Raw genomic sequence first — 21,151 nt, forward strand, 5'->3', positions numbered from 1 at the left:
CAACGTTCAAGATGATGGTGATGAGACGCGCTGTTACTTGCCGGCGTCCGTGGCGGCGGTCCGCCAATCGACCGCACCGACGCCGTAATCGAACAGGACGCGCCATTCGGTCCCGGTGGTGCGCCACCCGTCCTGACTCTCGACGCGCGGTTCCTGCACGCCGTTCAGGAACGCGACCATCAGCGTCGGATTGACGCTCGGGTCGGCGAACCCGTACCGGCGCGTATCGCGCAGGCGGTTCGTCGCGACGATCGCGTTGAAGAGGCCGCGGACCCGGTTCGGCAACTGGAACTTGCCGCCGCCGTCGTTGTCATATTCGGCGTTGTTCGCGATCAGCGCCTTGCCGCGATCAGCGCGCGGCACCAGCAGCGTATGCAGGCGAAGGTCGAGCACTTCGTCGCCCGAAACGTCGACTTGATCGCCGAACAGCAGGTCCATCGCCTCGAACTGACCGATCGAGATTGGCCCGCCCGCCGCAACGATGTTCTTGTGATCCGCATGGAACAGCGTCTTGCCATCGGCCATCTTGGGGCCAAGGCCATTGTTCAGCGCCAGCAGCGCATAGACGTCCTTCTCGATCTGGATCTTCGCGCCGCGGCCCAGCTTCACCGCCATGTTGCTGAACACGCCCAGATCGTCGTTGACGATCGCGGCACGCGACAGGCCGAAGATCTTGCCATGCTCACGCGCGCGCAGCCGTTCCTTTTCGCCGTCCGGGATCGTCCCGTTCTTGATCTCCCCGTTCTCGGGGATCACGTCGAGGCCACCGAACGCCCCGACCCGCAGGAATTCGTTGTCGCGGAAGTCGTTGACCGACGTCACCGCGCAGAATTCGCGCCAGGTGTCCTCCTGCGTCGCATAGGCCGCCTGAAGGATGCGGTTCAGCGCCGTGTCCATGATGACCGCGAAGTCGCTGGTCGACTGGAACGGCCCGGTCCGCATACCGATCGCCTGCCGGACATGCAGGTCGGGGTCATGCCCCTGTACGCGTTCGCCCGACCGCTCGATGACGATCCGGGCCAGATCGGCGTTGCGCACGCCGCGATACTGGCCGGGATCGAGATCGATGGTCGCCCCGGCGGCTCGGGCCGCTTCGGAGACCATGCCCGTCATGCCGGCGCGCTGGATGATCGAGTTGACCGCACCGGCCACGAAACGGTCCCGTTCGTCGTTCGTCACGTCGATCGACCGGCCGCCGGTCGCCACGCCACCGGCTGCGGCCCGCTGCGCATCGCGCGCGGCGATCCGCATGGCGTCCCATGCCGCACCCGAACTGATCTCGCCGCGATCGTTCTGGTCAATCAGCTCCTGTGCGCGCGTCGCGATCGTCTCTCCGAACGAACGCGCCACCTCAAGGAACCCCAGCGCGCCTGAAACGGTGAACCGCTCGACCGCCGCCGAACGACCGCCTTCGGTCGTCGTTGCCGGCAGGGTCGCGACCGGCACTGCCAGGGGCGCGGTCGGCGCGGGCGCGGCAGAAAGTTCGGTGGTGGCAGCGGGGGCCGGCGCGACGGGCGCGGGCTGGGCCGGTGCCTGCTGCTGCCCATGTCCGGCCTGCGGCGCGGGGCCGCGCGTACCGATCGATTCGATGAAACTGCGGCTCGCATTCGCCGCCGCCAGCGGCGGGGCGACGATCCCCGACGCGGTTGCGCCGGACGTGCTGGAAAGCGTCATGTGTTGCTCCGTGGTGATTGCGGGGGCCTGATAGGGCTGCGCCGATCGGACCCCCGCCTTGGGATCGGCTGCAATGGAAACGAGCGAGACTTCGGTCAGCGTCCACCTGACGACGCGATAGATCGGGATGTCACCTTCCATCCCCGCCAGCACCATCTGGCGCCGCCGGTATCCGACGCTGACCTTGGGCGGCGTACCTGCCGCGAAGTTGGCCTCAACGGCACGCGCCTCATCCGACTGGCCGAAGGCAGCGACAGTCACGACTTCGCGCGCCTCGATCCGTGCCTGCCGGATCGTGCCCAGACGATCGCGCAGATTCCAGCGGTTGTGCGTGTCGAGCACCGGCACGTTGCCATCGGCGACCTGCGACAGGTCCACGGCAGCGGGCGAGCAATCGAGGATTTCGTAATAGACCTCGCAGTCGCTCAGACCCACGGCCCAGCCTGGCATCAGGACCGGCGTTTCGGTCGCTGTGGTGAGTTCGACGGTACGTGCCGCCGCGTCATATCCTTCCGCGACGGCAAGGCGCTGTCCGGCGGGCAACGTCGCAGGCGGCGTCACGATTGCCGGGGTGCGCGTACCATCGCCGTGGACATGCAGATGTGCCGCCCCGAGCAAGCCCGGGACGGCGGCGTTCGACTTCGTCATTCCTATTTACTCCCGAGGGGCCAGAAAGCCTGCGGCTGTTTGCAGGACGCCGGAATCGGTCACCCGGCGCGGATCAATGTCGAGCGCGAGGCCCAGGCGATCGATCGTGTCGTTCATCGACTTCAAGCGGGCGACGTGTTCTTCGGCGTTGATGCCGCGTTCGGCGAGGCCGGTTTCCAGCAGCTTCAATCCCGCGCGCATCTCCATGATCTCGCCCATCAGATCCTTGACCGGATCGACCATGCGACGGATCGGCAGGGCAAATGTCATGCCGACCTGTTCGAACCGCGGATCGCGTGCCTCCAGCGCCAGGCGCTTCATGCGACGACGCACGGCCGGCTTGACCAGCAACGGAATGACTTCGTTCTGTTGCCAGTCGTCGACCAGCGAATAGCTGCCGTTCATCGCGGCGCGCAGCCCCGAATAATTGGCCTGACTCACGTCGCCGGTCATCAGGTGATACGGCACCATGTTCGCCGACACGGCAGCGACCTGCTGCCGGATGAAATCGACGGTGGATGCCGAGGGCGTGGGATTTACCACTGATGCGGTTTCACCCCGACCCAACCGCGCGATCATGCCGGGGCGCAACGTTTCCTCCAGCGGACGGCCTGCACCCCCCATCGGATCGGCGGCTTGCTGTCCCAGCGGCGACGTGCCACCCATGTCCTCGCCGGGCTGTACGATCAGCGCCAGGCACGATTGCACCTTTTCTTGGAGCCGCTTGGCGTCCTCGATGTCGCCGATGTCGCGCAGGGTCATCGCGACAGCGCCCAGCCACGACACACCCCGCGTCTGCTTGTGCCGCAAGCGCTCGAACAGGTGGTCGATCTGACCCACGTCGATCCGCCGCGACGGCGTTCCCGGACCGACGATGTCGTTCGGATGCTCGTCGAAAATCCAGTAGGCCACACGCTGCAATCCGGCGAACTCGACGCCCTGCACGATCCGTCCGCCGGACCGCAACGGCGCGCTGCGCCCCATGTCGAGGTGCGCGCCTTCCAGTCCGATCACCTGCCCGTCCGGACCACCGTCATCGGGCAGCCAGAACGACAGGCTTTCGCCGCCGACGATCATCTCGCGAACGCTGACCTTGCCATGGCCGTACCAGTCGCCGAAACCATCGACCCGCGATTCCGCCCACCGGTCCCATTCGGACTGCGCGCGGTCCCGTATGCGTTTTACCGGATGGGTGATCTGGACCGCGATACCGTCGCCCCAGATCGTGGCGACCAGCTGGCGGACGGCGGCGGCGGCATATTTGTTGTTGCGGACCAGATCATGGCCCGCCCACATCAACAGCGCCCGGGCGCGCTGGTTCTCGGCATTGGCCGACGACGCCGTCCGGTCCCAGCCTCGCGTCCGCCGGTCGCGCGCGGCAGCATCATACGCGCGAATACCCTCGCCGGCAGCCTGTGCCGCCGCAAAACGCGCGCGCGCCTCTGCCCGACCCGACGCCCAGCGCGGCGCGATTGGCGCAATTGCGCCATCCAACCAGTCACCGAAGCCCATGGCTCAGCGCGGATCGTACACGGCGACGGTGCTGGCCGGCCGCGCAACGCCGCCACCACCCTGCGCCAGCAGCCCCCGATTGTACCGGATGGCCTCCATCAGGTCGGACGTGGATCGATAGGTGATGCGCTCACCATCGCTCTCGATCGTCAGGACGCCGTTGCCCAGCGCGTCCTCCAGCTTGGCGATGCGTTCGGCAGGCGTGCTCACAGATAGTCGCTCCCGGCGTCGATAAAGGTTGACATGCGTTGCAGATTTTCTGGTCCGGCTTTGGGCTGGACAGGGGTGGCAGGCACGGCGATCGGCCCGTCGAACAGGCCGGGCTGTGCCCCATCTTTCGGTGCGTATCGTTCGGCGCGAAGCGCCGCCCAGTCCGCTTCCGTCAGCGTGTCAAGCATCAGCTTTTCATGGGCAGCGGTGTTATAGACCCGGCAATCGAGCCAGTGGTTCTGGCGACCGGCCAGCGGTTTCCATGTCCGCCGCGGCATCCCGTTGACCGTCTCGGTAACAATCGTTTCCGCCGTCACCTGCTCGAAATAGTCATCAGGCAGGTCTACGTTGAAATGCACCCGCCCGCGCGCGTTTGAAATCAGTCCGTCGCACTCATCATCGGCAGCTTTCAGCGTGGTACGGAGGAACCCGTACCACGACAGTTTGATGCCGAACGTGCCGACGATGTACGCCTTGTCCTCGGCCCGCTTGCTGGCCTGCCCGGCCTTCCGTCCCTGCTGCTCGTAGCGAAGGTTTTCGCCGCGCCCCAGAATGGGCAGCGACCAACCTGCACGACCGAATACCGCCAGGCGGTTCGGATGCGACCGGCAGAATGCTTCCGCTGCCTCGGTATTGTACCCGGCATCGCAGCAGACCTGATCGATCGGGTAGCTGCGCCCGCCGGGATAGACCATCTGGCGACGGGCATATTGGTCGAGGTCGACCCAAGCCCCTTCACCCTTCACGTCCGTCGCGCCGGGAATGAACCGGGCGTCCAGCGTCCAGCTTTCCGCGTTCGGCCCCCATCCGACCAGTTCGACGTAAACCCCGTCGCCCTGCACGTCGATGCCGAGCGTCACGACCAACACGCCGACCGGCAGCATCGCTACATGCCGGATGCCCCAACCCTGCTCGCGCAGGTCGCGCAGTTTCTCATAGTCGGGGGTGCCGCCCTTCAACTCGAACTCGAAACCATGAACCAGATTGGTCCATGCCTTCATCTTGTTCAGGTCGCCCAGCGACGCGACGAACTCCACGGCCATATCAGCCCAGGTCTGGAACGACGAAATGATGCCGGTCAGATGGAAGCCTCGCTTCACACTGGCCGGCATCCGCCCACGGGCAGCCTGAAATTCTTCCTCGGTCAATACGCGGGCGACCTTCTCGCCCTCGATCTCATCGGACAGCCAGCCATCGGGCAGCTTCATGCCGCCCTTCTGCCAATGCTCGACATGGTCGAAACCGCAGCATGGCGGGATCAGGTGCGCCTGTTCGGGCGCGCCGTCCGGCCAATGAATGTCGCCCCATTCGGGAACGAAGCGGCTGCCGCACTCCGGGCACTTCAGGTAGAAGCGGCGACGATCGGACGCGGCATAGGCCCGCCCGATCTTGCTCGTACCCTTGATCAGCGGCGTGCTGATCTTCAGCCGCTTCGATAACCCCTGCCGTTTCCAGACCTTCAGGCGCTGGTCGACCATCGTCTCCGGCGACCCTTGGCCCTCGACATCGTCCGGATACTGGTCGAGGTCATCCTCGACGGCGTAGCGGACGGTGCGCTGCCGCAGCGACGCCGCCGACGTCGCGCCAGCCAGTAGCACGAAGCCGTTGGACCGCGCGAAGCGAATCTTGCCCTTGGTCGACCCGTCGCCGTCCGCCGTGCCCTGCGCCCGGATCGTGCCACCGCGCGCCGGGTTAAGCTTCGGCGTGGCCTCGACCATTGGCCAGAACTTTTCCGCCGCCCATGCCAGCGCGGCGGTCAGCGTGCCCTGCACGAACAGCATCGGCCCCGGTGCCAGGTCGGATACGAACCCGATCCAGTTTTCCGCCGATGCCGAACCGCCCGACTGGGCGCACTTGATGATGGACGCTTCCTCGCACGGGTCCTCCGGCGTGAGCGCATCCATGATTTCCACCAGTTCCGGTGCGGTTTCGTGCCGCCACGGACCCGGTATGGGATCGTCATCGGCGAAACGCCGGTTGGCGCTTGCCCATTCCGACACCTTCATGCGGCGGGGCGGTCGCAGCCCTGCGGCCATCGACCGGTCGAGCGCCTTCACGTTCGCCCGCAGCGCGTCGCCAGCGGTGCTGCCGAAGCGCTGATAGTCGAACACGGTCACTCCTCTGCCAGTTGCTCCGCGACTTCCGCCTCGATCGCGGCCTCTTCCGCCGTTGCATCGTCCGCGACCAGCGCGCCGCGCTCCACATCGTCAGCCAGTTGCGCGAACACCCGGTCGATTTCGGTGATGCCCAGTGCCATGATCGCCCGGACATCGCGTTCAGCGGCCAACCGCTCGGAAATGGCGCGCCACATGGCGTGCATCCGCTCCCGCGCGACCCGGCCCATTTCCGCCGCCCGCCGCTCCAGTTCGACCCGCGGCGCAAGCTCTTTCGCATCGCGGGCGTTCTTCATCCGCCGCTCGACCAACTGTTCCTCGGCAAGCTCGGTACGCACCAGTGCAGCACTTCGCACCGGTAGACGCGGATCACCCCCTTCCTCTGCTGGCTCGACGACCGCCGCCGGCGGCGGCAAGCCACCGGTCGGGCGACCGCGCATCGGATCGACCCGCGCATTGATGCGCGCATCGGTCCGCTCGACATCGACCTTGATCGCACCGGTCTCCGGGCATTCGCCCATCACCAGCAGACCCTTTTTCGCCCAGTTCGAAACGGCCGACTTGCCGACACCACGATGCAAGGCGAACTCGCCCTTCGTCATCAGTGTCATACCGGCCCCCGTTCAAGCCCGTGAACCGGTTCAGTTCACGGAGTTCATAATCACAAACTGCCCCTGAACACCCAACCCCCGCGCAACGCAGCACCCCGGAGGTCGGCACCCCCCGGAAGGGACCCGCGACCCCCCGGCCTACAACGCGCAACGCCCCGCCGGACCGAAGCCAGACGGGGCGTTGCGAGGTTCAGCGAGCGGGGCTTGCCGGACCGTACCCGAAGGCCCGTCCCAGCATGACGGTGAATAGCCGATTTGGACGGCCAATGTGGACACCCTATATTTGCGATGCGTTCGATATACCCCCTTGACCAGCCTCCCGCCGCAGAAGTCCTTGGTTCGCGCGCCGACACGCCCGCCCAAGTGCCCGCGTGTACCGCTTGCGCAGCCCTTCGGCCCCATGCGTCAGCCCCATCGGCCGCCGCAGCCGCAGCCATGGCACCTGCTTGTCACCCCGCGCAAGGCACCCGATCGCCAGCGCCACCAACCGCCGGTCGTCATCTTCCACCGCCCGCAGCCAGTCGAACGCCTGTTCCATGTCCGCGACCTCGCCGCGCGTCGCCGCCGCCGTGCGCAGCTTCACGTCCGAACTGGATAGGTCGCCGCCGCGCGCGTCATAGTCGCCTGCCGCCGCCTCGCGCATGATCTCCGGCCAAGCCGACCGCACCCGCTGCCACCCGGCTTCCCGGTCCGGCAGCCGCCACGACACCCGCACCGCCTCGACCAAACGGGCCTCGACCTCGGCAAAGGACAGCAAGCTTCCGGCAGCGGAAGGATCGTTATCGACCCTTCCGGGTCCGTCAGACAGCTTAGTCATTGGAATGACACCATTTTCTAAAAACAATGGAAGGATTGGAAGGATTGGAAGGGTTTATGAGTATATTCGCTTGCGCACATGCGCGCGCACCCGCACCCACATCACAATATCACGCGCACCCTTCCGACCCTTCCGAACCCGCACAAATCCGCGCTTTTTCCCTTCCGGGAACCTTCCGCCACCCTTCCGAACCGGAAGCATCAGGGGGCGAGATAGTCATCGTCGTCATCCGGGGGGCGCAACCGAGCAGTATTCGCATCATGCTCGATCACGCGGCCCTGATCGTCGACGAAGTCAGACACGGCCTTGATCAGTTTCAGGTCTAACCATTGGATGCCATCGGACGCCTTTTTCTTATGACCCTTGTCGGTCATCGCCTTGGAGAAGCCCTTTTGCTTCCATTCGGTTTCCCCGGCCGCCTTCGACCACGCCACGAAGACTTCGTAAAGCACCGATGATTGAATGCGGCTGCCGACGACCGGTTCGGTGCATAGATTCAGGAACCGGGACAGCGGGTCGCTGTCCTCGCGATACTGCTGTGTTGCCACGGCGACGGCCTTCGGTTCGATCAACCCGTTCGCCAGCCAGTCGAGCATCCCGCGCACGATATGGTTCAGCACGCCGGGCGCTTCGGCCCGCAGCTTCGCCGGCAACTGTTCGTCGCGATCCTTGTCCTCGACATGGGCATCCCACATCACCAGCTTGAGCCGCCGCCATATACCTTCGTCGGTGCCGGGCACGTCGGGTCGGTAATTGCCGCCGATGAACAACTTGAACAGCGGCGTGAGGTCGAAGAACCCGCGATGCAGCGCGCGGACGGCCATCGGCTCGCCGCCCGTCGCCGCCTTGATCAGCGCCTCGTTCAGCTTCGCCCCGCGCTCCGGTTCGGACGCGCGCAACATGCGGACGCCGCCCAGTCGCGCCAGATCGGGGGACGCCTGTTCGCCGCGTTTCTTGATGCCTTGGTCGAGGAACGTCTCGATCCCGATCGTGCCCGAATAGTCGCCCAGCACATGCGCCCACAGGTCGATCGTCGTCGACTTCCCGTTCGCACCCAGCCCGTACCAGAACCACAGCTTCTGTTCGCTGGTATCGCCGCTGGCACCATAGCCAGCGCATTGGTGCAGATAGCGCCGCATTTCGGCATCGGGCTGCGCCCAGACTAGGAACCCGTCATAGACCGGGCTGGCAGCGTCCGGGTCATATTCGACCGGCGCCAGCTTGGTATTCAGATCGTCACGACGATGCGGGCACAGTTCGACGCTCGACGATCGCGTCCCGTCCGGCAACCGCTCCCGCGATAGCCGCAGCGTGCCGTTCAGCACGTTGATCGCATACGGGTCGACGTCGAACTGCTCGATCGGCACCGTCAGCCACCGCCGCGACAGATTGGCGATGGCCTGCGGCTTGCCGGCAACCTCGCTTTGCCGCCCGAACACCCGCATCATCGTGGAATGCAATTCCCACGTCTTGCCCTTGACCCGCCAGTGATCGAGGCCATGCGGGTTGTCGGTTTCCAGCGCCAGCGTCTGTTGCTTTTCCGAACCGGTCAATTGGTACTGGACGCCGGTATCGTGGACCAACTGCCCTTCGGTCTGGATCGCCCGGACCGTTTCGAACACCGCCGCGACCACTTCGGCCGGCGCAATATCCTTTTCCTGATCCAGCACCTTCCAGCGCCGTCCGTCCCAGCCCAGCCAGCCCTTTGCGGTCGTGAACCGGTAATCCGCGCCGTACCGGGCGAAGAACCGTTCAGCGATCCCGAAATCGGTCATCGGAAACCCGGCACATTTCAGCGACAGCAGGATCGGCCCCGGATCGAACCCGCGCGCGATGCCGTCGCCCAACGCCTGATCAATATCATCGGGCTGGACATCGGCGATCGTCTCGCACCCTTCCCACAGCGCTTCGGTCGCTTCGAATTCATCGATCAGCCCGGCTCCGACACGCCGTCCGACCGAGAAGGCAAGCCGCGTGGCCGCGTCCTTGGTTCGGTCAATATGTTGGAGACGGCGCCGCATCCACGCGGCAGAGATTGCGCGCAGCCGCGCCCGGTCCGCCTCCCCCAGCGATTGCTGGTCATCGACGCTTCCAACCCGGAAGGGTGCGCTTTTTGCCCGCCCGGCGGCGGAAGGGGCCGGCGCGGCAGCCGGCGCGGGGCGCGACTGGTTCCCGCGTTCCCGGCGGGAACGCGATGATGCCGCGACCTCTTCGAGGTCGCGCGGTTGTTGGAGTCCGGCTGTCCATCCGCTTTCGATCGTCGCCGCCAATTGCCGATCGTCGTCATTGCCCGGATTGTCCCGCGCCGCCGCCTCGACGCACGTCCGCGCGAAACCGTCATCGATCGCGCCGGCAGCGACCAGCGTCGCCACCTTGAACGCGCTGGTATTCAGCTGGGCGTTACGGTTGCCGCTCCCGGCCGTGCGAATGTCGCGGCATTCCGCCTCGACCGCTACCATCGCATACTTCCGGATATCGTCGGACACGTCGACCGCTGCCACCGGCACACCCGGCCGGCCGCGCGCGGCCGGCTTCGCCTTGGCCGTCCCGGCCTTGGCCGCGCGTTCCCGCAGCACCCGTTCCAGCGCCGCCGGCAGCGGCGCGACAGCGGCCGCATCCGCCCAGTCGCCCGTTACCCAGCGATAGGCACCTGGACCCTTTTTTCCGCCTTGCTTCAGATCGCCTTTGCGCTCGGACGGCGGCGCGATGACATAGCCGCCATGACCGCGCACATCGACATGCTGCGGAAGGTTGCCCCGGTTGCCGATCGGCTCGCCCGCCGGCATCCGAAACCAGTGATGTTCACCGCCGCTGGGCGTCGACGACACCAGCGTTGCCGGCAACGGCTCCCCCATTTGCACGGTCAACGCGGCCTTCAGCCGCTCGACCGTCCATTCGACGCGCAGCACTTCACCCGTCTCTTCGTCGACCAGCTCGTCGACGCGCGGATCGAAATCGATATGCAGCAGCCCGCTGGCACCGGCATTCAACCCGATCTGGGCAACCGGCCACTTGCGCCACCACGCCTCGATCTGGGCTTCGTCGCGGGTCGCCTTGTGCAGCCCGCCCGTGTTCGGAATTACCTTATCGTTTTCGTCCCTATCGCCGGTGACCAGCGGACGACCATTCTGGACGTTGCAGGGGAAAACCGCCCAGCCCCGGCGCGCAAAAGCTATCGCTGCCTGCCCCATGGGCGACAGCGTCGACACCGTATTCACAACGATGAATCCCCTGAAAACCTACCGGCGGGCGCTTTCGTAACGCGGCCCACCAACGCGCCACGGGCACCCGCCCGGCGCTTTGCGATCACGGCGGATCAAACAGGCCGCCGCCCCGCGCCGGCTCCAGCACGTCATATTGCGTGCCGAGCGCAGCGCAGGATCGATCCCACACACACCACATCACCTCCATCGTTGGCGCACCGCCGTCGATAAAGTCGGGCCGCCAGTTCAGCGCATAGATCCGCTGCGGGCGCAGCTGGCGGAACAGTGGCGTCCGGGCCGCTGCATGCCAGAAACTGGCCTTCAGCACCGAAGCGCACCACCGGACGTTCAGGTCGACCAACAAATGCCGGATCATCTGTTCGGCGAGCGCAAACGGAAAGTTGGTAACCACCGCTCGACCGAGCGGCCGCCGCGCCAACAGCAGATCGAGTTGTTGCACGCCATTCCCCGGATCGGCGACCAGATCGGTTGCCACGACCGGATATCCCGCCCCTGCCAACAGATTGCTGATAGCCCCGCCGCGCCCGCATGGCTCCCAAACCGCCCCGTCGCCGGTTGCCGCCCGTAGAGAATGCGCCTCGCGTGCAAGCAGTGCGCGTGTCACAGCCTCTGGCGTCGGATAAAAATCATTGCCGCGCCGCTCGGTCACCGACCGGGACGATCGCCCGCCAGCCATCGCCGCGCCCAGCCCAACCGGGGAAGGTGGCGCGATCGACGGTTCAGGAAAAAGATCGGTCATCGCGTCCGGCTCCGCCGATCGCGGCACGGCGCACAGCGCCCGCCGATCAGCCGCGGCGAATCGTCCCCGCAACCCTCACACTCCCCGGCGACGCCGACCGGCACCGACACCCGCGCCGCGCGCAGGCTCCGCTCGAAATGCTGGTCGTTCAACACGGCGGCGTGATCCGCAGCGTCAGCCACAGCTAACCTCCATACCCAAGCCGCGTTCGATCATCGCCAACAGTGTTGCGCCCGGTTGCTTGCCATCGGCACGCGCCCGCATCAGCACCGCCTGCCACACCGCAGGCCACCGAACCGCGACATGCCGCATCAAGTCGCTGGGCGTTTCCAACATCGCCGTTGCCACCAGTTCGGCCGGTGTCGCCTTGATCGCGACCGTTGCCGACGTCGCCGTCGCCCTTACTGGCAACGGCTCGACGACCCGGTCCGGTGCCGTGGGCATTCGGTCCGGCAAACGGTCCGGGTTTGCTTCGATGAAACCACGGATCGCCGCGACCGTCTCCGGTTTGGCCTTGGTCGACCGCAACAGGTGGGACAGCGTTTGCGCCGGCACGCCGCTGGCCCGCGAAAGTGCGGCCTTGGTAATGCCGAGGCGTAGGCAATAGCGATCAACTTCGCCGCTTAGGGTCGCACCGCTTACGCTGCGCATAGCGTCATCCCTGCACCGACGATGTGAATGGTCCGCTGTCCGTCGTCACCCGTCCGCTTGACGTCGACGGTGACCAACCCGGCATCCTGCAATTGCCGAAGCGCCGTACCGACGCGATGCACCGGCACACCGCCAAGAGCAGCGGCCAATTGCGGATTCGTCGGACACTTCATGCGACGGCCGGCGGCCGTTTCCAGCAGATCGAGCAAGTCGACCGCGAACGCCGGCACTTTGTCGATCGGCGTCGCGGTAACGGTGAACGGTTTTGTGGTCCGCGTGGCGATGAAGTCGAACACCGAACCGTCCGTGGCATTGCGTGCCTGATTGATCTGGATCGATCCTGCTATCGAAAGCAACCGCGCCCGCTCGCCCAGCGACCCGCCGACGCGGGTCGCACGGGCATAAATGCACCGCCCGCCCGCCGCCGACGCCATCGCCCATGACGATAGCGCGTTGGGCGAACACGCGAACAGCCCGGCCGCGCCGGCCATAGGTTCCAGCACGTCGATCGGACGATGCGAGGGGAGCGCGAACCCAATCATGCCGCCTCCCGCATCGGTATCGCGACTACTGGGTCGCCCCAACGGCCGAGTGGAGGAAGGTGCCACACCAAGTAACCCGTAGGGCCAGGCAGGTCCAACTTCTCCGCGAGCATTGCCATCTCTCTGCCTTCAGGGGTCAGTTCCCCCCTCAACAGCCTATCGATCCGGCAGCGGTCGACACCGACCATATGCAGGACACGCAAGTCCCTCGGGCGCGGACCCGACAGAAGCCACGCTGCCAAACGCCGCGCGCCTTCGTTCGGCACGCGCGCGGGCAAGTAGAGCTTACCCATCATTCTGCTCCTACGATTAGCGCCAGTTCGGCCCGCATCTGCATCGCCACGCGCACCAACTGGTCGATTTCCTCGATCGCCCTGTGACCCTCGCGACTGTCGATCTTCCCGTCCGCGAGCGCGGAGCAGATCGCTGCCGTCACGTCGCTCGCTTCCTTGGATTGCGATGCCAGCAATTGCAGCAGGTCGACCCTGCCGGCCGGAACCTGCGGGACCATCACCAGCACCGCACCGGCCGCCTTCGCCAGATACTCGGTGACAAACGGGCGCTTGGCCTTGTTCTCCAGACACAGCACCACGTCGAGCGGCATGAAGCATTCGGAATGCTGCACCGTGTCCGAAGCGTAGCGCTGCAATTGCGTGCCACTGACCCGGCAACGTTCAGCAGCCTTGTCCTGCCCGCCCGCATCGGCGATCAGATCGCCCGTTGCCGATTTTAGATCGGAGTTTTGCTCCGCACGCGAGACGATCTTCCTCATTCGCCCGCTCCCGCACTTGTACCATCGGATGGGGGAAAATCCTCGAAATTCCCCGGTGCGTGGCTTGTGTCGGCAACGTAACCATTGCCGTCATGCACGACGCTCAAGCCATCACCGCTTGCCAAATCGACGCCAATCCAGACTGGGCTGTGGCTTGGCTGCGCGCGCCAGTCTCGAACCTTGCGAGCGAACTCCAGCCCGATCACCGGCACGGCCAAGCTCGCCAAGGCAATCAGCAGCGTGCCGTTCATGCCGGCACCTGTTCGGAAACGGCACCGTTCGAAAAATCGACGACCTTCCCAATCACCTCTGCGGCGAGGCGCAGATGATCGGCGTGCGACGGCTTCATTCCGATCCGCCGCCAGCTGTGGACCGTAGACGGGGGAAGCTTGAGCATCCGTCCTACCGCCGTCGTACCGTCGAGGGCGTCGATAATCCGGTCTGCTACTTCAGGGGTGACCATATGCATGCCGGCAAACATGCGATGATCGCAACATTATCGCAAGGGAAATCTTGCGACGGTAGCAATTGCGAGGATCGCAACACCGTCGTCTATGGGCGCATGAAGGCGCTACACCCCGACGATCTGAAGCGACTGCTCAAGGAACACGGTAAAAAGCAGGTCGATCTAGCGAACCTGCTTGGCGTTGATCCTACGGCAGTCTCAAAAATTTTTAGCGGCATCCGCGCAATCCAAGCCAGCGAAGAGGCGAAAATCCGGGCATGGCTCGGCATCGGCGGCCAAGTCGAAGGCTTCGTAACAACGATGATACCGATAATCGGTCAGGTGGCAGCGGGAAGCTGGCGCGAGGCAATCGAGAACCCAATTGCAAGCATGCCAGCCCCCGATCCAGACATTCCGCCACACACTTTCGGGCTGGTCGTGGACGGCGACTCAATGGACAAAGTCGTCGAGAACGGCGGGACTGTCTTGGTCGATCCAAACGATACTGCCTTGTATCCAGGTCGTTTTTACGTTGTGGGTGACGGCGAAGGTCAAACAACCTTTAAGCAGTTCCTGCTTGATCCGGCACGTTTGGAGCCTTGTTCGTCCAACGTGACGCACCAAGCGATTATCATCGGCGACGGCACCAGTTTCCACGTGGTCGGCCGCGTGATCTGGCGCGCCTCTCGAATGTGAGCTTGCGCGCCCGTTCTAGTTCACGCCGCTCCTCAACCCATGGTCGGGCCTCCGCGACCGACATCCATTCGGTTAGCCGCTGTATCTCCCCCGGCACAGTGATGAAGAACCGACCATGCGTATCGACCGAGCCTAGGCCCTCCGCGATCAGGTCATCGATTGCCTGAAAGCATGCCTGCCGCCACGGCCCAATCGCCCTGTCAAAGCACATAGCTCGATACCAAGTTACCGGAATACTCATGCGTCCCCGACTCAACCGTTGAGAACATGATAGGAACAAACATGGGTTAGGATCAAGAGCGTTGCGACTATCGCAACTTTTAGCTTGACGGCCATGTTGCGATGATCGCATGTTTATGCCCTCACTGGAGGGACGCCATGCAAACCCCATTCATCACCGACCTGTATGCGACCGCGCGCCCACTGAAGGGCGTCGGAGTACCCAACGCTGCGCTCGCGCTTCGCTACCTCGACCAGAACGGCAATCAGGCCGGCACGTCGATCGTCAGCGCGAGCGACCTCGCCGAGCACGCCCGCGCCTTGCTCGCCGTCGCCGAAGCCGCGATCCTGTGCGCCGCCGACGCCGATGGCGCACCCCCGGTGATTCACCATCACTTCCCGATCATGCGCGACCTGCGCGTGGCGGACGCCGCATGATGGCCGTCGCTTGCCATGCGCTGTTCGCCAGCGCCGCAGCCATCGCCTTCACGACGATCGTCGTAACGGTCGCCCCCCAGCGCGCTCGCATCGCCCGCCTGCTGTTGGAGGGACCGACATGGTGACCATCAACAGCGAAAGCGGCACGATGACGCTGCTGCCTGCGGCACCGGGAAAGTGTCAGGAGTGCGCCTCGACGCACGATGCCGATCAGCCGCATAACGCGCAGAGCCTGTTCTATCAGGTGCGCTTTCAGATGCTGCACGGCCGAACCCCCGATTGGCGTGATGCGCTGTCGCACTGCACGGAAGATGTCCGCAAAATCTGGACCGATGCCCTCGCGGGACACGGGATCGACGTCGAGGCGGGCCAGATCAATCAGCCGATGAAAGGGCATCGGAGATGATCCGGCGCATAGCACTCGCGATCGCGGTCATCGTGATCCTGATCGCCTACACGGCGGCGCTCGGCGTCGTGACGGGGGAAGCATGATCCGCCGCCCCATCCTACAGCGCCCCAGCCTGTGGCGCATCATCGTCGCGTGCGGGTCGCTGCTGCTGCTCGCCATCACCGCCGCGACCCTCTCGATCCTGCGAGGTGACCAGTGACTGACATTCTCGACGCAATCGAAGCACCGCTGTCACGCACACCCGCCCGGTTCTTCTTCGAAACTGGCTACTTTGCCGCCTATGCCGAAGCCAGCATTCAGGCGGGCAACCGGCCGCCGTTCGACCTGACGGACGCGATCGTCGATCGCGCATGGGACATCGCGCCGAACGCGCACCCCGACCACAACGAGTTCGACCGATACCTATCGGCTGCCGACAGTGCCGACGCCCGCTTGGCAGAGGCAGAGGCGGACTATCGCGCGCACTGGACCGCCGATCGGGAATCGACCGGCACGCGCGAGGAACTGGCGACCTGCGCCCAGAACCTGCGCCGGTTCGGGGCTGAACTGTTCCCCTGCAACCGCAACGGTCAGGCTCACTTCGCGCGCATCATCATGGATACGGTCGCCAACTCGATCGACGCGGTTCTCAACAACGCAAGCGGATCGGAAATCTGATGCCCAACCACGTGACCACCACCTGTGCCGTTCATGGCGCGGCCGATGACGTGCAGGCCTTCGCAGACCGCGTCATTACCATCGCTCCGGCTGATCACTCGGATGCTGGAGACAAGCTGTTCAGCTTCGACGCTATCATACCGATGCCCCCCATATTGCGAGGGGTTGAGGAAAGTTCGCACGCTGAACAGGGCATGGCGCTGATCATCGGACGCGGTAGCCGGGATGCGCCGTTCTCAAACCTGGGCCTGTACCCGCACGAAATCGCCCATATCCGTAGGGAAGCCGGCCTTCCGATTGACGCTCATATCTCGGATGTGGCCGCCGCCTTTCTTGCTAAGAATCCAGATTTCGAAACGAAGGGTAGCTTGCGCCTTCGCGCAATTTGCGAAACGAAGTTCGCGAGTTGGTATCCTTGGGCCTTGGCGAACTGGGGCACGACGTGGGGTGCTTACCAATACGTTCAATTGGCGAATACCCCGTTCAAGTTCCAGTTCGAAACCGCATGGTCTTTCCCAACCCCAATCTTCGAAGCGCTGAGTTCCCAGTTCCCGACGCTGGCGTTCGAATGCGCGACCTTCGACGAAGGTTGGAATTTCGCCGGCACGGGATGGTTCAACGGCGGCCCGGACAGGCCGTCCTTTGCCGAGTGCAAAGCTACCGACGAACTCTACCGTGAAGTCTACGGGCAGGAACCGTCGCGCGACGATGATGAGGAGGATGCCGACTAATGCGCCCCCTCATCATCGACAACTTCGCAGGCGGCGGCGGTGCGTCGACTGGGCTGGAAGCCGCGTTCGGCCGAGCGGTCGACGTAGCCGTAAACCACGACGAAGCGGCGGTATCGGTTCATGCTGCCAACCATCCGCACACCAAGCACCTGTGCCAGTCAATCATGTCGATCGATCCGCTCGACGCTACCGGCGGCGCGCCCGTGCTGCTCGTGTGGTTCTCGCCCGACTGCAAGCACCACAGTAAGGCGAAGGGCGGGAAGCCGCGCGACAAGAACATCCGCGACCTGGCGCACATCGTGCCGCACTGGATCGATCGTCTGAAGCGCGCGACGCCCGGCGGCAGCGGCGCACCGGTGGTCATCATGTTGGAGAACGTAGAAGAGTTCCGTCAATGGGGACCGCTCGACGCCGAAGGCAAACCGATCAAGGAACGGCAAGGCGAGGAGTTTAAGCTCTGGGTCGCCCGCATCCGGCGCCAGGGGTATAAAGTCGAATGGCGCGAACTGGTCGCGGCCGACTATGACGGCGAAGTCCTGCCGGCCGCCCCGACCAGTCGCAAACGCCTGTTCCTGATCGCGCGCCGCGACGGCCGCCCGATCGTCTGGCCGACGCCAACGCGCGGCAAGGCCGGATCGCCGGGCGTGGAAGCGGGCAAGCTGCTGCCGCGTCGCACGGCGGCCGAATGCATCGACTGGTCGATCCAGTGCCCATCGATATTCGATCGGACGCGCGACCTGAAGCCGGCGACGTGCCGCAGGATAGCGGCAGGCGTGATGCGCTACGTCGTGAACAACGCGCGGCCGTTTATCGTGCCGGTGACCCATTCAGGCGGCCTCCGCATCCATCCAGTCGACGAACCGACGCGGACCATCACCGGGGCGCACCGGGGAGAAATGGCGGTCGCGGTGCCGCACGTCATGACGATGCGCAACGCGGGCAAGCCGTACACCGCGATCGACGAACCGACCCACACCATCACCGCTGGCGGTGCGCATCAGAACCTTGTCGCCGCGCACCTGACCCATTTCTACACCAGCAATACGCGGGGCGGCGAAGGTGACCTGACCCGACCGACGAAGACGGTGACTGCGGGCGGGCAGCATCACGGGCTGGTCGCGGGCGCGCTGGCGATGCTGGGCCACGGCGAACGCCGCCCCGGCGAAGCTGCGCGCAGCCCAGCACTGGACGAACCGATCAGCACCGTCATGGCGGGCGGCGGCAAGCACGCCGCAGTCGCCGCCTTCATGGCGCAGCACAACACTGGCATGGTCGGCAACGCTGCCGACAAGCCGCTGTCGACGATCGTCCATCGCGGCACACAACAGCAGTTGGTGCAGACCGTGCTAGTCGACGCCGATGCGCTTCCCGCCGACATGCTTGATCGGGCCGTGCAGACCGCCGCCTTCCTCGTGAAATACTACGGCAACGAGGAAGAGGGGCAGGCCATTGACCGGCCGCTCGGCACGGTCACGACCCGCGACCGCTTCGCCGTGGTGACGGTGACGATCGACACCGCGACCTATGTGCTAGTCGACATCGGTATGCGGATGCTGACCCCGCGCGAACTGGCGACGGCGCAGGGTTTCCCGGCCAGCTACATCCTTGATCCGACGTGCTGGTACGTCACCGACAACGGCAACCGCCGCTACGGCCCGCTCCCGAAGTCGCACCAGATCGCGAAGATTGGCAACTCTGTCTGCCCGAACATGTCCGAGGTGCTGGCCCGCGCCAACCTTCCCGAACACTGCACCGGCTATGTCCCGGCGACGGAGGCCGCATGATGGTCATGCCGGCGCTCGCGTCGGACTGGCCCGCCTTGGCGGTAGCGGCCCGACGCATTCTCGACCAGCGCCGGACCCTCGACCCGCAACAGGTCGAGAAAGGGCGGCTGACAGAAGTCGAGGCCGCCACCCGCCTGCGCGTCGCCACGGCGCTGGTCGCGCAATGGGACAGCATCGTCGCAGGCCAGCCACCCTATGACGCGGAGACGGCGTGGATCGTCAGCGGCGGCACCGAAGGCACATATCCGCACGAACTGCGAACCGATCTGACCGCCGCCGCCGGCCGCGCCCGCGCACTGGCTGATCGACATGGCGAGAATGCCGAGGCCGCGCACTTCGCCGAAGCTGTCGCCGCGCTCGCATGGCACGCACGGCCGCGCGATCACATCAGCAATATCCTTGATGTTGCCCACGCCAACGCCGCCCACCGCCTTTCTAAGTCCAGCGAGCGAGCCGCCGCATGACCGCCCTATCCCGCCTGGAAGCCCTGCCCGACTGGCCGGCGCGCATGACTGCGCCTGTTGCCGCCGCGTACATGGGTATATCGCAAAACACGTTCCTGACCCGCTTCGGCGCGGTCGGGGTGAAAGAAGGCGGCAACGTCTTGTGGGCGCGGGCGCAGCTTGATCGCATCGTCGCCGACCAGTTCGGCCTGTCGCTGCCGGGCGTTGCCGTTGGCAGCGGCGACGCATACGCTGACTGGAAAGCGCAGCAAGGATAATGACCGTGGCCGCTGGCCTGCACATCGTCACAAAGCGCCGCCCCGGCAAGCCGGTCATCCACTACGTCTATGCGTGGCGCGGCGGCCCACTGATCCTGCGCAAGGAAGGCGGGACAAAGCCTGCCATCACTGCCGCGCTAACCGATGCCGCAGCCGCCGCGCGCCCGACCTCGGCAGCGCCGGCCGACACGATCGACGGCCTGATTATTCGCTACACCGAATCGGCCGCCTGGAAGAAGCTGGCCGCTTCGACCCGCGTCAATTACGGCACGTGGCACGCGCGGATCAGCATCAAATTCGGCAAGGCTCCGCTGAAGGTCTTTGCCGATCGTCGCATCCGCGCCGACGTGCTGGACTGGCGCGACCGCTGGGCGGAACAGCCACGCAGCGCCGATGCAGCCATCACGGCCTTCTCTGCGCTGCTCAGCTGGGCGGTCGACCGCGGCTTGCTGCCGTTCAACGTCCTGTTCGACACCGAGCGCCTGTACGATCAGGACCGCTCCGACATCATCTGGGAAGCCGATCACTTCGTCGCTTTCGCGAAGGAAGCATCGGTAGAAGTGCAGGAGGCCGTCGACCTCGCCGCAGCGACCGGCCTGCGCCGTGGCGACCTGGTGCGCTTGCCATGGTCCGCGATCGGTGAACACGCCATTGTCTGGCACACTGGAAAGAGCCGGGGCCGAACGCTGGTCACGGTGCCGATCCTCCCCGAGACGAAGGCCATTTTCGCGCGGATCAAGGCGCGGCACGCCGCCGAAATGGCCGCGAAGCGGAAGGACAAGCGCAAGCCGTTACCCGACACCGTGCTGTCAAACAGCTACTGGCGGCCATGGACGCCCATGGGGCTGGGGTCGCGTTTCCGCGACGCGCGGGACGCTGCCGGCCTTACCGTCCATCTGCACGACCTGCGCGGCACGTTCGCCACGCGGTGCATGATCGCTGGCCTGACCGATCAGGAGATCGCCGATATCCTTGGTTGGACGACGAAAGACGTGTCCAAAATCCGCTCGAAATACGTCAGCCAACACCGGGTAGTGATTGAGATTGGCCGAAGGATTGCTGCAACAAAATAGCTTTAACGAGCAATCGTACTCACGCAGTTATAGAACGCAGGCGTTGCACCTCGTTCACATCAATCGCCACGATCGTTACGCAATTATTTGCGAGGTTGCGAGAAGCGTCTTTTATCTGACCTTTTGTTGATCCATTTGCGAACCGCAATTCGCCGTGATGTTCATTTCCCTCAACCGGCACGTGCGTAGCAGAAAGCCCCTCTTGACGCACCTGTTGCACTCGGTGGGAAACCAACGCGACAGCACGAGGCAAGGATGGATAGCGGGAAGTCAGCTCAAGGGACGCGCGAATAAGCGACTCTTCGAGATCGACGGATATACTTCCATCGCGTCCAGGCTTAAATGCGGCCGACGATATGCGAAGCGTTCCATCCGCCGCAACCGCGACGTGATGCGGCGCTTGGATCGTTCGCAGCGTCCGCAAATCACCTTGCAAAGGTTCGATAATTTCGACCGGCAAGGCT

Annotated in this window: 25 protein-coding genes; 10 read left to right on the forward strand and 15 right to left on the reverse strand. The window is 64.9% G+C overall.

Annotated elements, in window-relative coordinates; all coding sequences use genetic code 11:
- Positions 1-33: 33 nt before the first annotated feature.
- From PPZ50_RS14560 to PPZ50_RS14625, 14 genes are all read right to left on the reverse strand, one after another.
- Entirely contained in the window at positions 34-2,322 is a 2,289-nt protein-coding gene (locus tag PPZ50_RS14560; protein WP_272815393.1) for a phage major capsid protein, read from the reverse strand.
- Between the two features lie 6 nt (positions 2,323-2,328).
- Positions 2,329-3,816: a phage portal protein gene (locus tag PPZ50_RS14565; protein WP_272815394.1), complete on the reverse strand. Its 1,488-nt coding sequence runs from the start codon at positions 3,814-3,816 to the stop codon at positions 2,329-2,331.
- A 21-nt stretch (positions 3,817-3,837) separates the two neighbouring features.
- The gene (locus PPZ50_RS14570) at positions 3,838-4,044 is read right to left on the reverse strand and encodes a phage head-tail joining protein (RefSeq protein ID WP_272815395.1); all 207 of its coding nucleotides are present in this window, start codon (positions 4,042-4,044) and stop codon (positions 3,838-3,840) included.
- On the reverse strand, positions 4,041-6,155 hold the full coding sequence (locus PPZ50_RS14575) for a phage terminase large subunit family protein (protein ID WP_272815396.1): 2,115 nt from the start codon (positions 6,153-6,155) through the stop codon (positions 4,041-4,043). Before PPZ50_RS14575 ends, PPZ50_RS14570 begins: the two co-directional genes overlap by 4 nt.
- A 2-nt stretch (positions 6,156-6,157) precedes the next feature.
- Positions 6,158-6,769, reverse strand: a complete 612-nt coding sequence (locus PPZ50_RS14580; protein WP_272815397.1) for a hypothetical protein — start codon at positions 6,767-6,769, stop codon at positions 6,158-6,160.
- 277 nt (positions 6,770-7,046) lie between these two features.
- Entirely contained in the window at positions 7,047-7,586 is a 540-nt protein-coding gene (locus PPZ50_RS14585) for a DUF6362 family protein (RefSeq protein ID WP_272815398.1), read from the reverse strand.
- Between the two features lie 200 nt (positions 7,587-7,786).
- Positions 7,787-10,804, reverse strand: a complete 3,018-nt coding sequence (locus tag PPZ50_RS14590; RefSeq protein ID WP_272815399.1) for a phage/plasmid primase, P4 family — start codon at positions 10,802-10,804, stop codon at positions 7,787-7,789.
- 88 nt (positions 10,805-10,892) lie between these two features.
- Positions 10,893-11,549: a hypothetical protein gene (locus tag PPZ50_RS14595; RefSeq protein WP_272815400.1), complete on the reverse strand. Its 657-nt coding sequence runs from the start codon at positions 11,547-11,549 to the stop codon at positions 10,893-10,895.
- Complete coding sequence (locus PPZ50_RS14600) at positions 11,546-11,731, reverse strand: conjugal transfer protein TraR (RefSeq protein WP_272815401.1); 186 nt, start codon at positions 11,729-11,731, stop codon at positions 11,546-11,548. Before PPZ50_RS14600 ends, PPZ50_RS14595 begins: the two co-directional genes overlap by 4 nt.
- Positions 11,724-12,200 (reverse strand): hypothetical protein, encoded by a 477-nt coding sequence (locus tag PPZ50_RS14605; RefSeq protein ID WP_272815402.1) that lies wholly within the window; start codon positions 12,198-12,200, stop codon positions 11,724-11,726. Before PPZ50_RS14605 ends, PPZ50_RS14600 begins: the two co-directional genes overlap by 8 nt.
- Positions 12,188-12,742 (reverse strand): hypothetical protein, encoded by a 555-nt coding sequence (locus tag PPZ50_RS14610; protein ID WP_272815403.1) that lies wholly within the window; start codon positions 12,740-12,742, stop codon positions 12,188-12,190. The genes PPZ50_RS14605 and PPZ50_RS14610 overlap by 13 nt, the downstream gene beginning before the upstream one ends.
- 292 nt (positions 12,743-13,034) lie before the next feature.
- Positions 13,035-13,514, reverse strand: coding sequence for a phage regulatory CII family protein (locus tag PPZ50_RS14615; protein WP_272815404.1), 480 nt, complete (start codon positions 13,512-13,514; stop codon positions 13,035-13,037).
- Positions 13,511-13,765: a hypothetical protein gene (locus tag PPZ50_RS14620; protein WP_272815405.1), complete on the reverse strand. Its 255-nt coding sequence runs from the start codon at positions 13,763-13,765 to the stop codon at positions 13,511-13,513. The genes PPZ50_RS14615 and PPZ50_RS14620 overlap by 4 nt, the downstream gene beginning before the upstream one ends.
- Complete coding sequence (locus PPZ50_RS14625; protein WP_272815406.1) at positions 13,762-13,995, reverse strand: hypothetical protein; 234 nt, start codon at positions 13,993-13,995, stop codon at positions 13,762-13,764. Before PPZ50_RS14625 ends, PPZ50_RS14620 begins: the two co-directional genes overlap by 4 nt.
- On the opposite strand from PPZ50_RS14625, the gene PPZ50_RS14630 reads away from it, so the two are divergent.
- The 10 genes from PPZ50_RS14630 to PPZ50_RS14675 all read left to right on the forward strand — a co-directional run bounded on the left by PPZ50_RS14630 (position 13,978) and on the right by PPZ50_RS14675 (position 20,687).
- A complete protein-coding gene (locus PPZ50_RS14630) occupies positions 13,978-14,655 on the forward strand; it encodes a LexA family protein (protein ID WP_272815407.1) in 678 nt (225 codons plus the stop codon). The genes PPZ50_RS14625 and PPZ50_RS14630 overlap by 18 nt on opposite strands.
- A gap of 378 nt (positions 14,656-15,033) precedes the next feature.
- A complete protein-coding gene (locus tag PPZ50_RS14635; protein WP_272815408.1) occupies positions 15,034-15,312 on the forward strand; it encodes a hypothetical protein in 279 nt (92 codons plus the stop codon).
- Positions 15,309-15,437: a hypothetical protein gene (locus PPZ50_RS14640; protein ID WP_272815409.1), complete on the forward strand. Its 129-nt coding sequence runs from the start codon at positions 15,309-15,311 to the stop codon at positions 15,435-15,437. The genes PPZ50_RS14635 and PPZ50_RS14640 overlap by 4 nt, the downstream gene beginning before the upstream one ends.
- Positions 15,431-15,718: a hypothetical protein gene (locus PPZ50_RS14645; RefSeq protein WP_272815410.1), complete on the forward strand. Its 288-nt coding sequence runs from the start codon at positions 15,431-15,433 to the stop codon at positions 15,716-15,718. The genes PPZ50_RS14640 and PPZ50_RS14645 overlap by 7 nt, the downstream gene beginning before the upstream one ends.
- A 198-nt stretch (positions 15,719-15,916) precedes the next feature.
- The gene (locus PPZ50_RS14650; protein WP_272815411.1) at positions 15,917-16,378 is read left to right on the forward strand and encodes a hypothetical protein; all 462 of its coding nucleotides are present in this window, start codon (positions 15,917-15,919) and stop codon (positions 16,376-16,378) included.
- The gene (locus PPZ50_RS14655) at positions 16,378-17,109 is read left to right on the forward strand and encodes a hypothetical protein (RefSeq protein ID WP_272815412.1); all 732 of its coding nucleotides are present in this window, start codon (positions 16,378-16,380) and stop codon (positions 17,107-17,109) included. The genes PPZ50_RS14650 and PPZ50_RS14655 overlap by 1 nt, the downstream gene beginning before the upstream one ends.
- A complete protein-coding gene (locus PPZ50_RS14660; protein ID WP_272815413.1) occupies positions 17,109-18,893 on the forward strand; it encodes a DNA cytosine methyltransferase in 1,785 nt (594 codons plus the stop codon). The genes PPZ50_RS14655 and PPZ50_RS14660 overlap by 1 nt, the downstream gene beginning before the upstream one ends.
- On the forward strand, positions 18,890-19,357 hold the full coding sequence (locus PPZ50_RS14665) for a hypothetical protein (protein WP_272815414.1): 468 nt from the start codon (positions 18,890-18,892) through the stop codon (positions 19,355-19,357). The genes PPZ50_RS14660 and PPZ50_RS14665 overlap by 4 nt, the downstream gene beginning before the upstream one ends.
- Positions 19,354-19,614, forward strand: coding sequence for a hypothetical protein (locus tag PPZ50_RS14670; RefSeq protein ID WP_272815415.1), 261 nt, complete (start codon positions 19,354-19,356; stop codon positions 19,612-19,614). The genes PPZ50_RS14665 and PPZ50_RS14670 overlap by 4 nt, the downstream gene beginning before the upstream one ends.
- Positions 19,614-20,687, forward strand: coding sequence for a site-specific integrase (locus tag PPZ50_RS14675; protein ID WP_272815416.1), 1,074 nt, complete (start codon positions 19,614-19,616; stop codon positions 20,685-20,687). The genes PPZ50_RS14670 and PPZ50_RS14675 overlap by 1 nt, the downstream gene beginning before the upstream one ends.
- Positions 20,688-20,706: 19 nt before the next feature.
- On the opposite strand, the gene PPZ50_RS14680 is transcribed toward PPZ50_RS14675, so the two are convergent.
- Entirely contained in the window at positions 20,707-21,147 is a 441-nt protein-coding gene (locus PPZ50_RS14680; protein ID WP_272815417.1) for a hypothetical protein, read from the reverse strand.
- Positions 21,148-21,151 lie beyond the last annotated feature (4 nt).

Origin of the sequence: Sphingomonas hankookensis (assembly GCF_028551275.1) — a bacterium.
Classification (GTDB): Bacteria; Pseudomonadota; Alphaproteobacteria; order Sphingomonadales; family Sphingomonadaceae; genus Sphingomonas; species Sphingomonas hankookensis_A.

What these genes read in the sequence shown, in the direction of transcription:
- PPZ50_RS14615 (WP_272815404.1), bottom strand. Translation starts at nt 13,514, where the DNA reads ATGAGGAAGATCGTCTCGCGTGCGGAGCAAAACTCCGATCTAAAATCG.
- PPZ50_RS14630 (WP_272815407.1), top strand. Translation starts at nt 13,978, where the DNA reads ATGCATGCCGGCAAACATGCGATGATCGCAACATTATCGCAAGGGAAA.
- PPZ50_RS14655 (WP_272815412.1), top strand. Translation starts at nt 16,378, where the DNA reads ATGCCCAACCACGTGACCACCACCTGTGCCGTTCATGGCGCGGCCGAT.
- PPZ50_RS14645 (WP_272815410.1), top strand. Translation starts at nt 15,431, where the DNA reads ATGGTGACCATCAACAGCGAAAGCGGCACGATGACGCTGCTGCCTGCG.
- PPZ50_RS14560 (WP_272815393.1), bottom strand. Translation starts at nt 2,322, where the DNA reads ATGACGAAGTCGAACGCCGCCGTCCCGGGCTTGCTCGGGGCGGCACAT.
- PPZ50_RS14635 (WP_272815408.1), top strand. Translation starts at nt 15,034, where the DNA reads ATGCAAACCCCATTCATCACCGACCTGTATGCGACCGCGCGCCCACTG.
- PPZ50_RS14665 (WP_272815414.1), top strand. Translation starts at nt 18,890, where the DNA reads ATGATGGTCATGCCGGCGCTCGCGTCGGACTGGCCCGCCTTGGCGGTA.
- PPZ50_RS14605 (WP_272815402.1), bottom strand. Translation starts at nt 12,200, where the DNA reads ATGCGCAGCGTAAGCGGTGCGACCCTAAGCGGCGAAGTTGATCGCTAT.
- PPZ50_RS14585 (WP_272815398.1), bottom strand. Translation starts at nt 7,586, where the DNA reads ATGACTAAGCTGTCTGACGGACCCGGAAGGGTCGATAACGATCCTTCC.
- PPZ50_RS14610 (WP_272815403.1), bottom strand. Translation starts at nt 12,742, where the DNA reads ATGATTGGGTTCGCGCTCCCCTCGCATCGTCCGATCGACGTGCTGGAA.
- PPZ50_RS14580 (WP_272815397.1), bottom strand. Translation starts at nt 6,769, where the DNA reads ATGACACTGATGACGAAGGGCGAGTTCGCCTTGCATCGTGGTGTCGGC.
- PPZ50_RS14595 (WP_272815400.1), bottom strand. Translation starts at nt 11,549, where the DNA reads ATGACCGATCTTTTTCCTGAACCGTCGATCGCGCCACCTTCCCCGGTT.
- PPZ50_RS14625 (WP_272815406.1), bottom strand. Translation starts at nt 13,995, where the DNA reads ATGTTTGCCGGCATGCATATGGTCACCCCTGAAGTAGCAGACCGGATT.
- PPZ50_RS14620 (WP_272815405.1), bottom strand. Translation starts at nt 13,765, where the DNA reads ATGAACGGCACGCTGCTGATTGCCTTGGCGAGCTTGGCCGTGCCGGTG.
- PPZ50_RS14670 (WP_272815415.1), top strand. Translation starts at nt 19,354, where the DNA reads ATGACCGCCCTATCCCGCCTGGAAGCCCTGCCCGACTGGCCGGCGCGC.
- PPZ50_RS14660 (WP_272815413.1), top strand. Translation starts at nt 17,109, where the DNA reads ATGCGCCCCCTCATCATCGACAACTTCGCAGGCGGCGGCGGTGCGTCG.
- PPZ50_RS14675 (WP_272815416.1), top strand. Translation starts at nt 19,614, where the DNA reads ATGACCGTGGCCGCTGGCCTGCACATCGTCACAAAGCGCCGCCCCGGC.
- PPZ50_RS14640 (WP_272815409.1), top strand. Translation starts at nt 15,309, where the DNA reads ATGATGGCCGTCGCTTGCCATGCGCTGTTCGCCAGCGCCGCAGCCATC.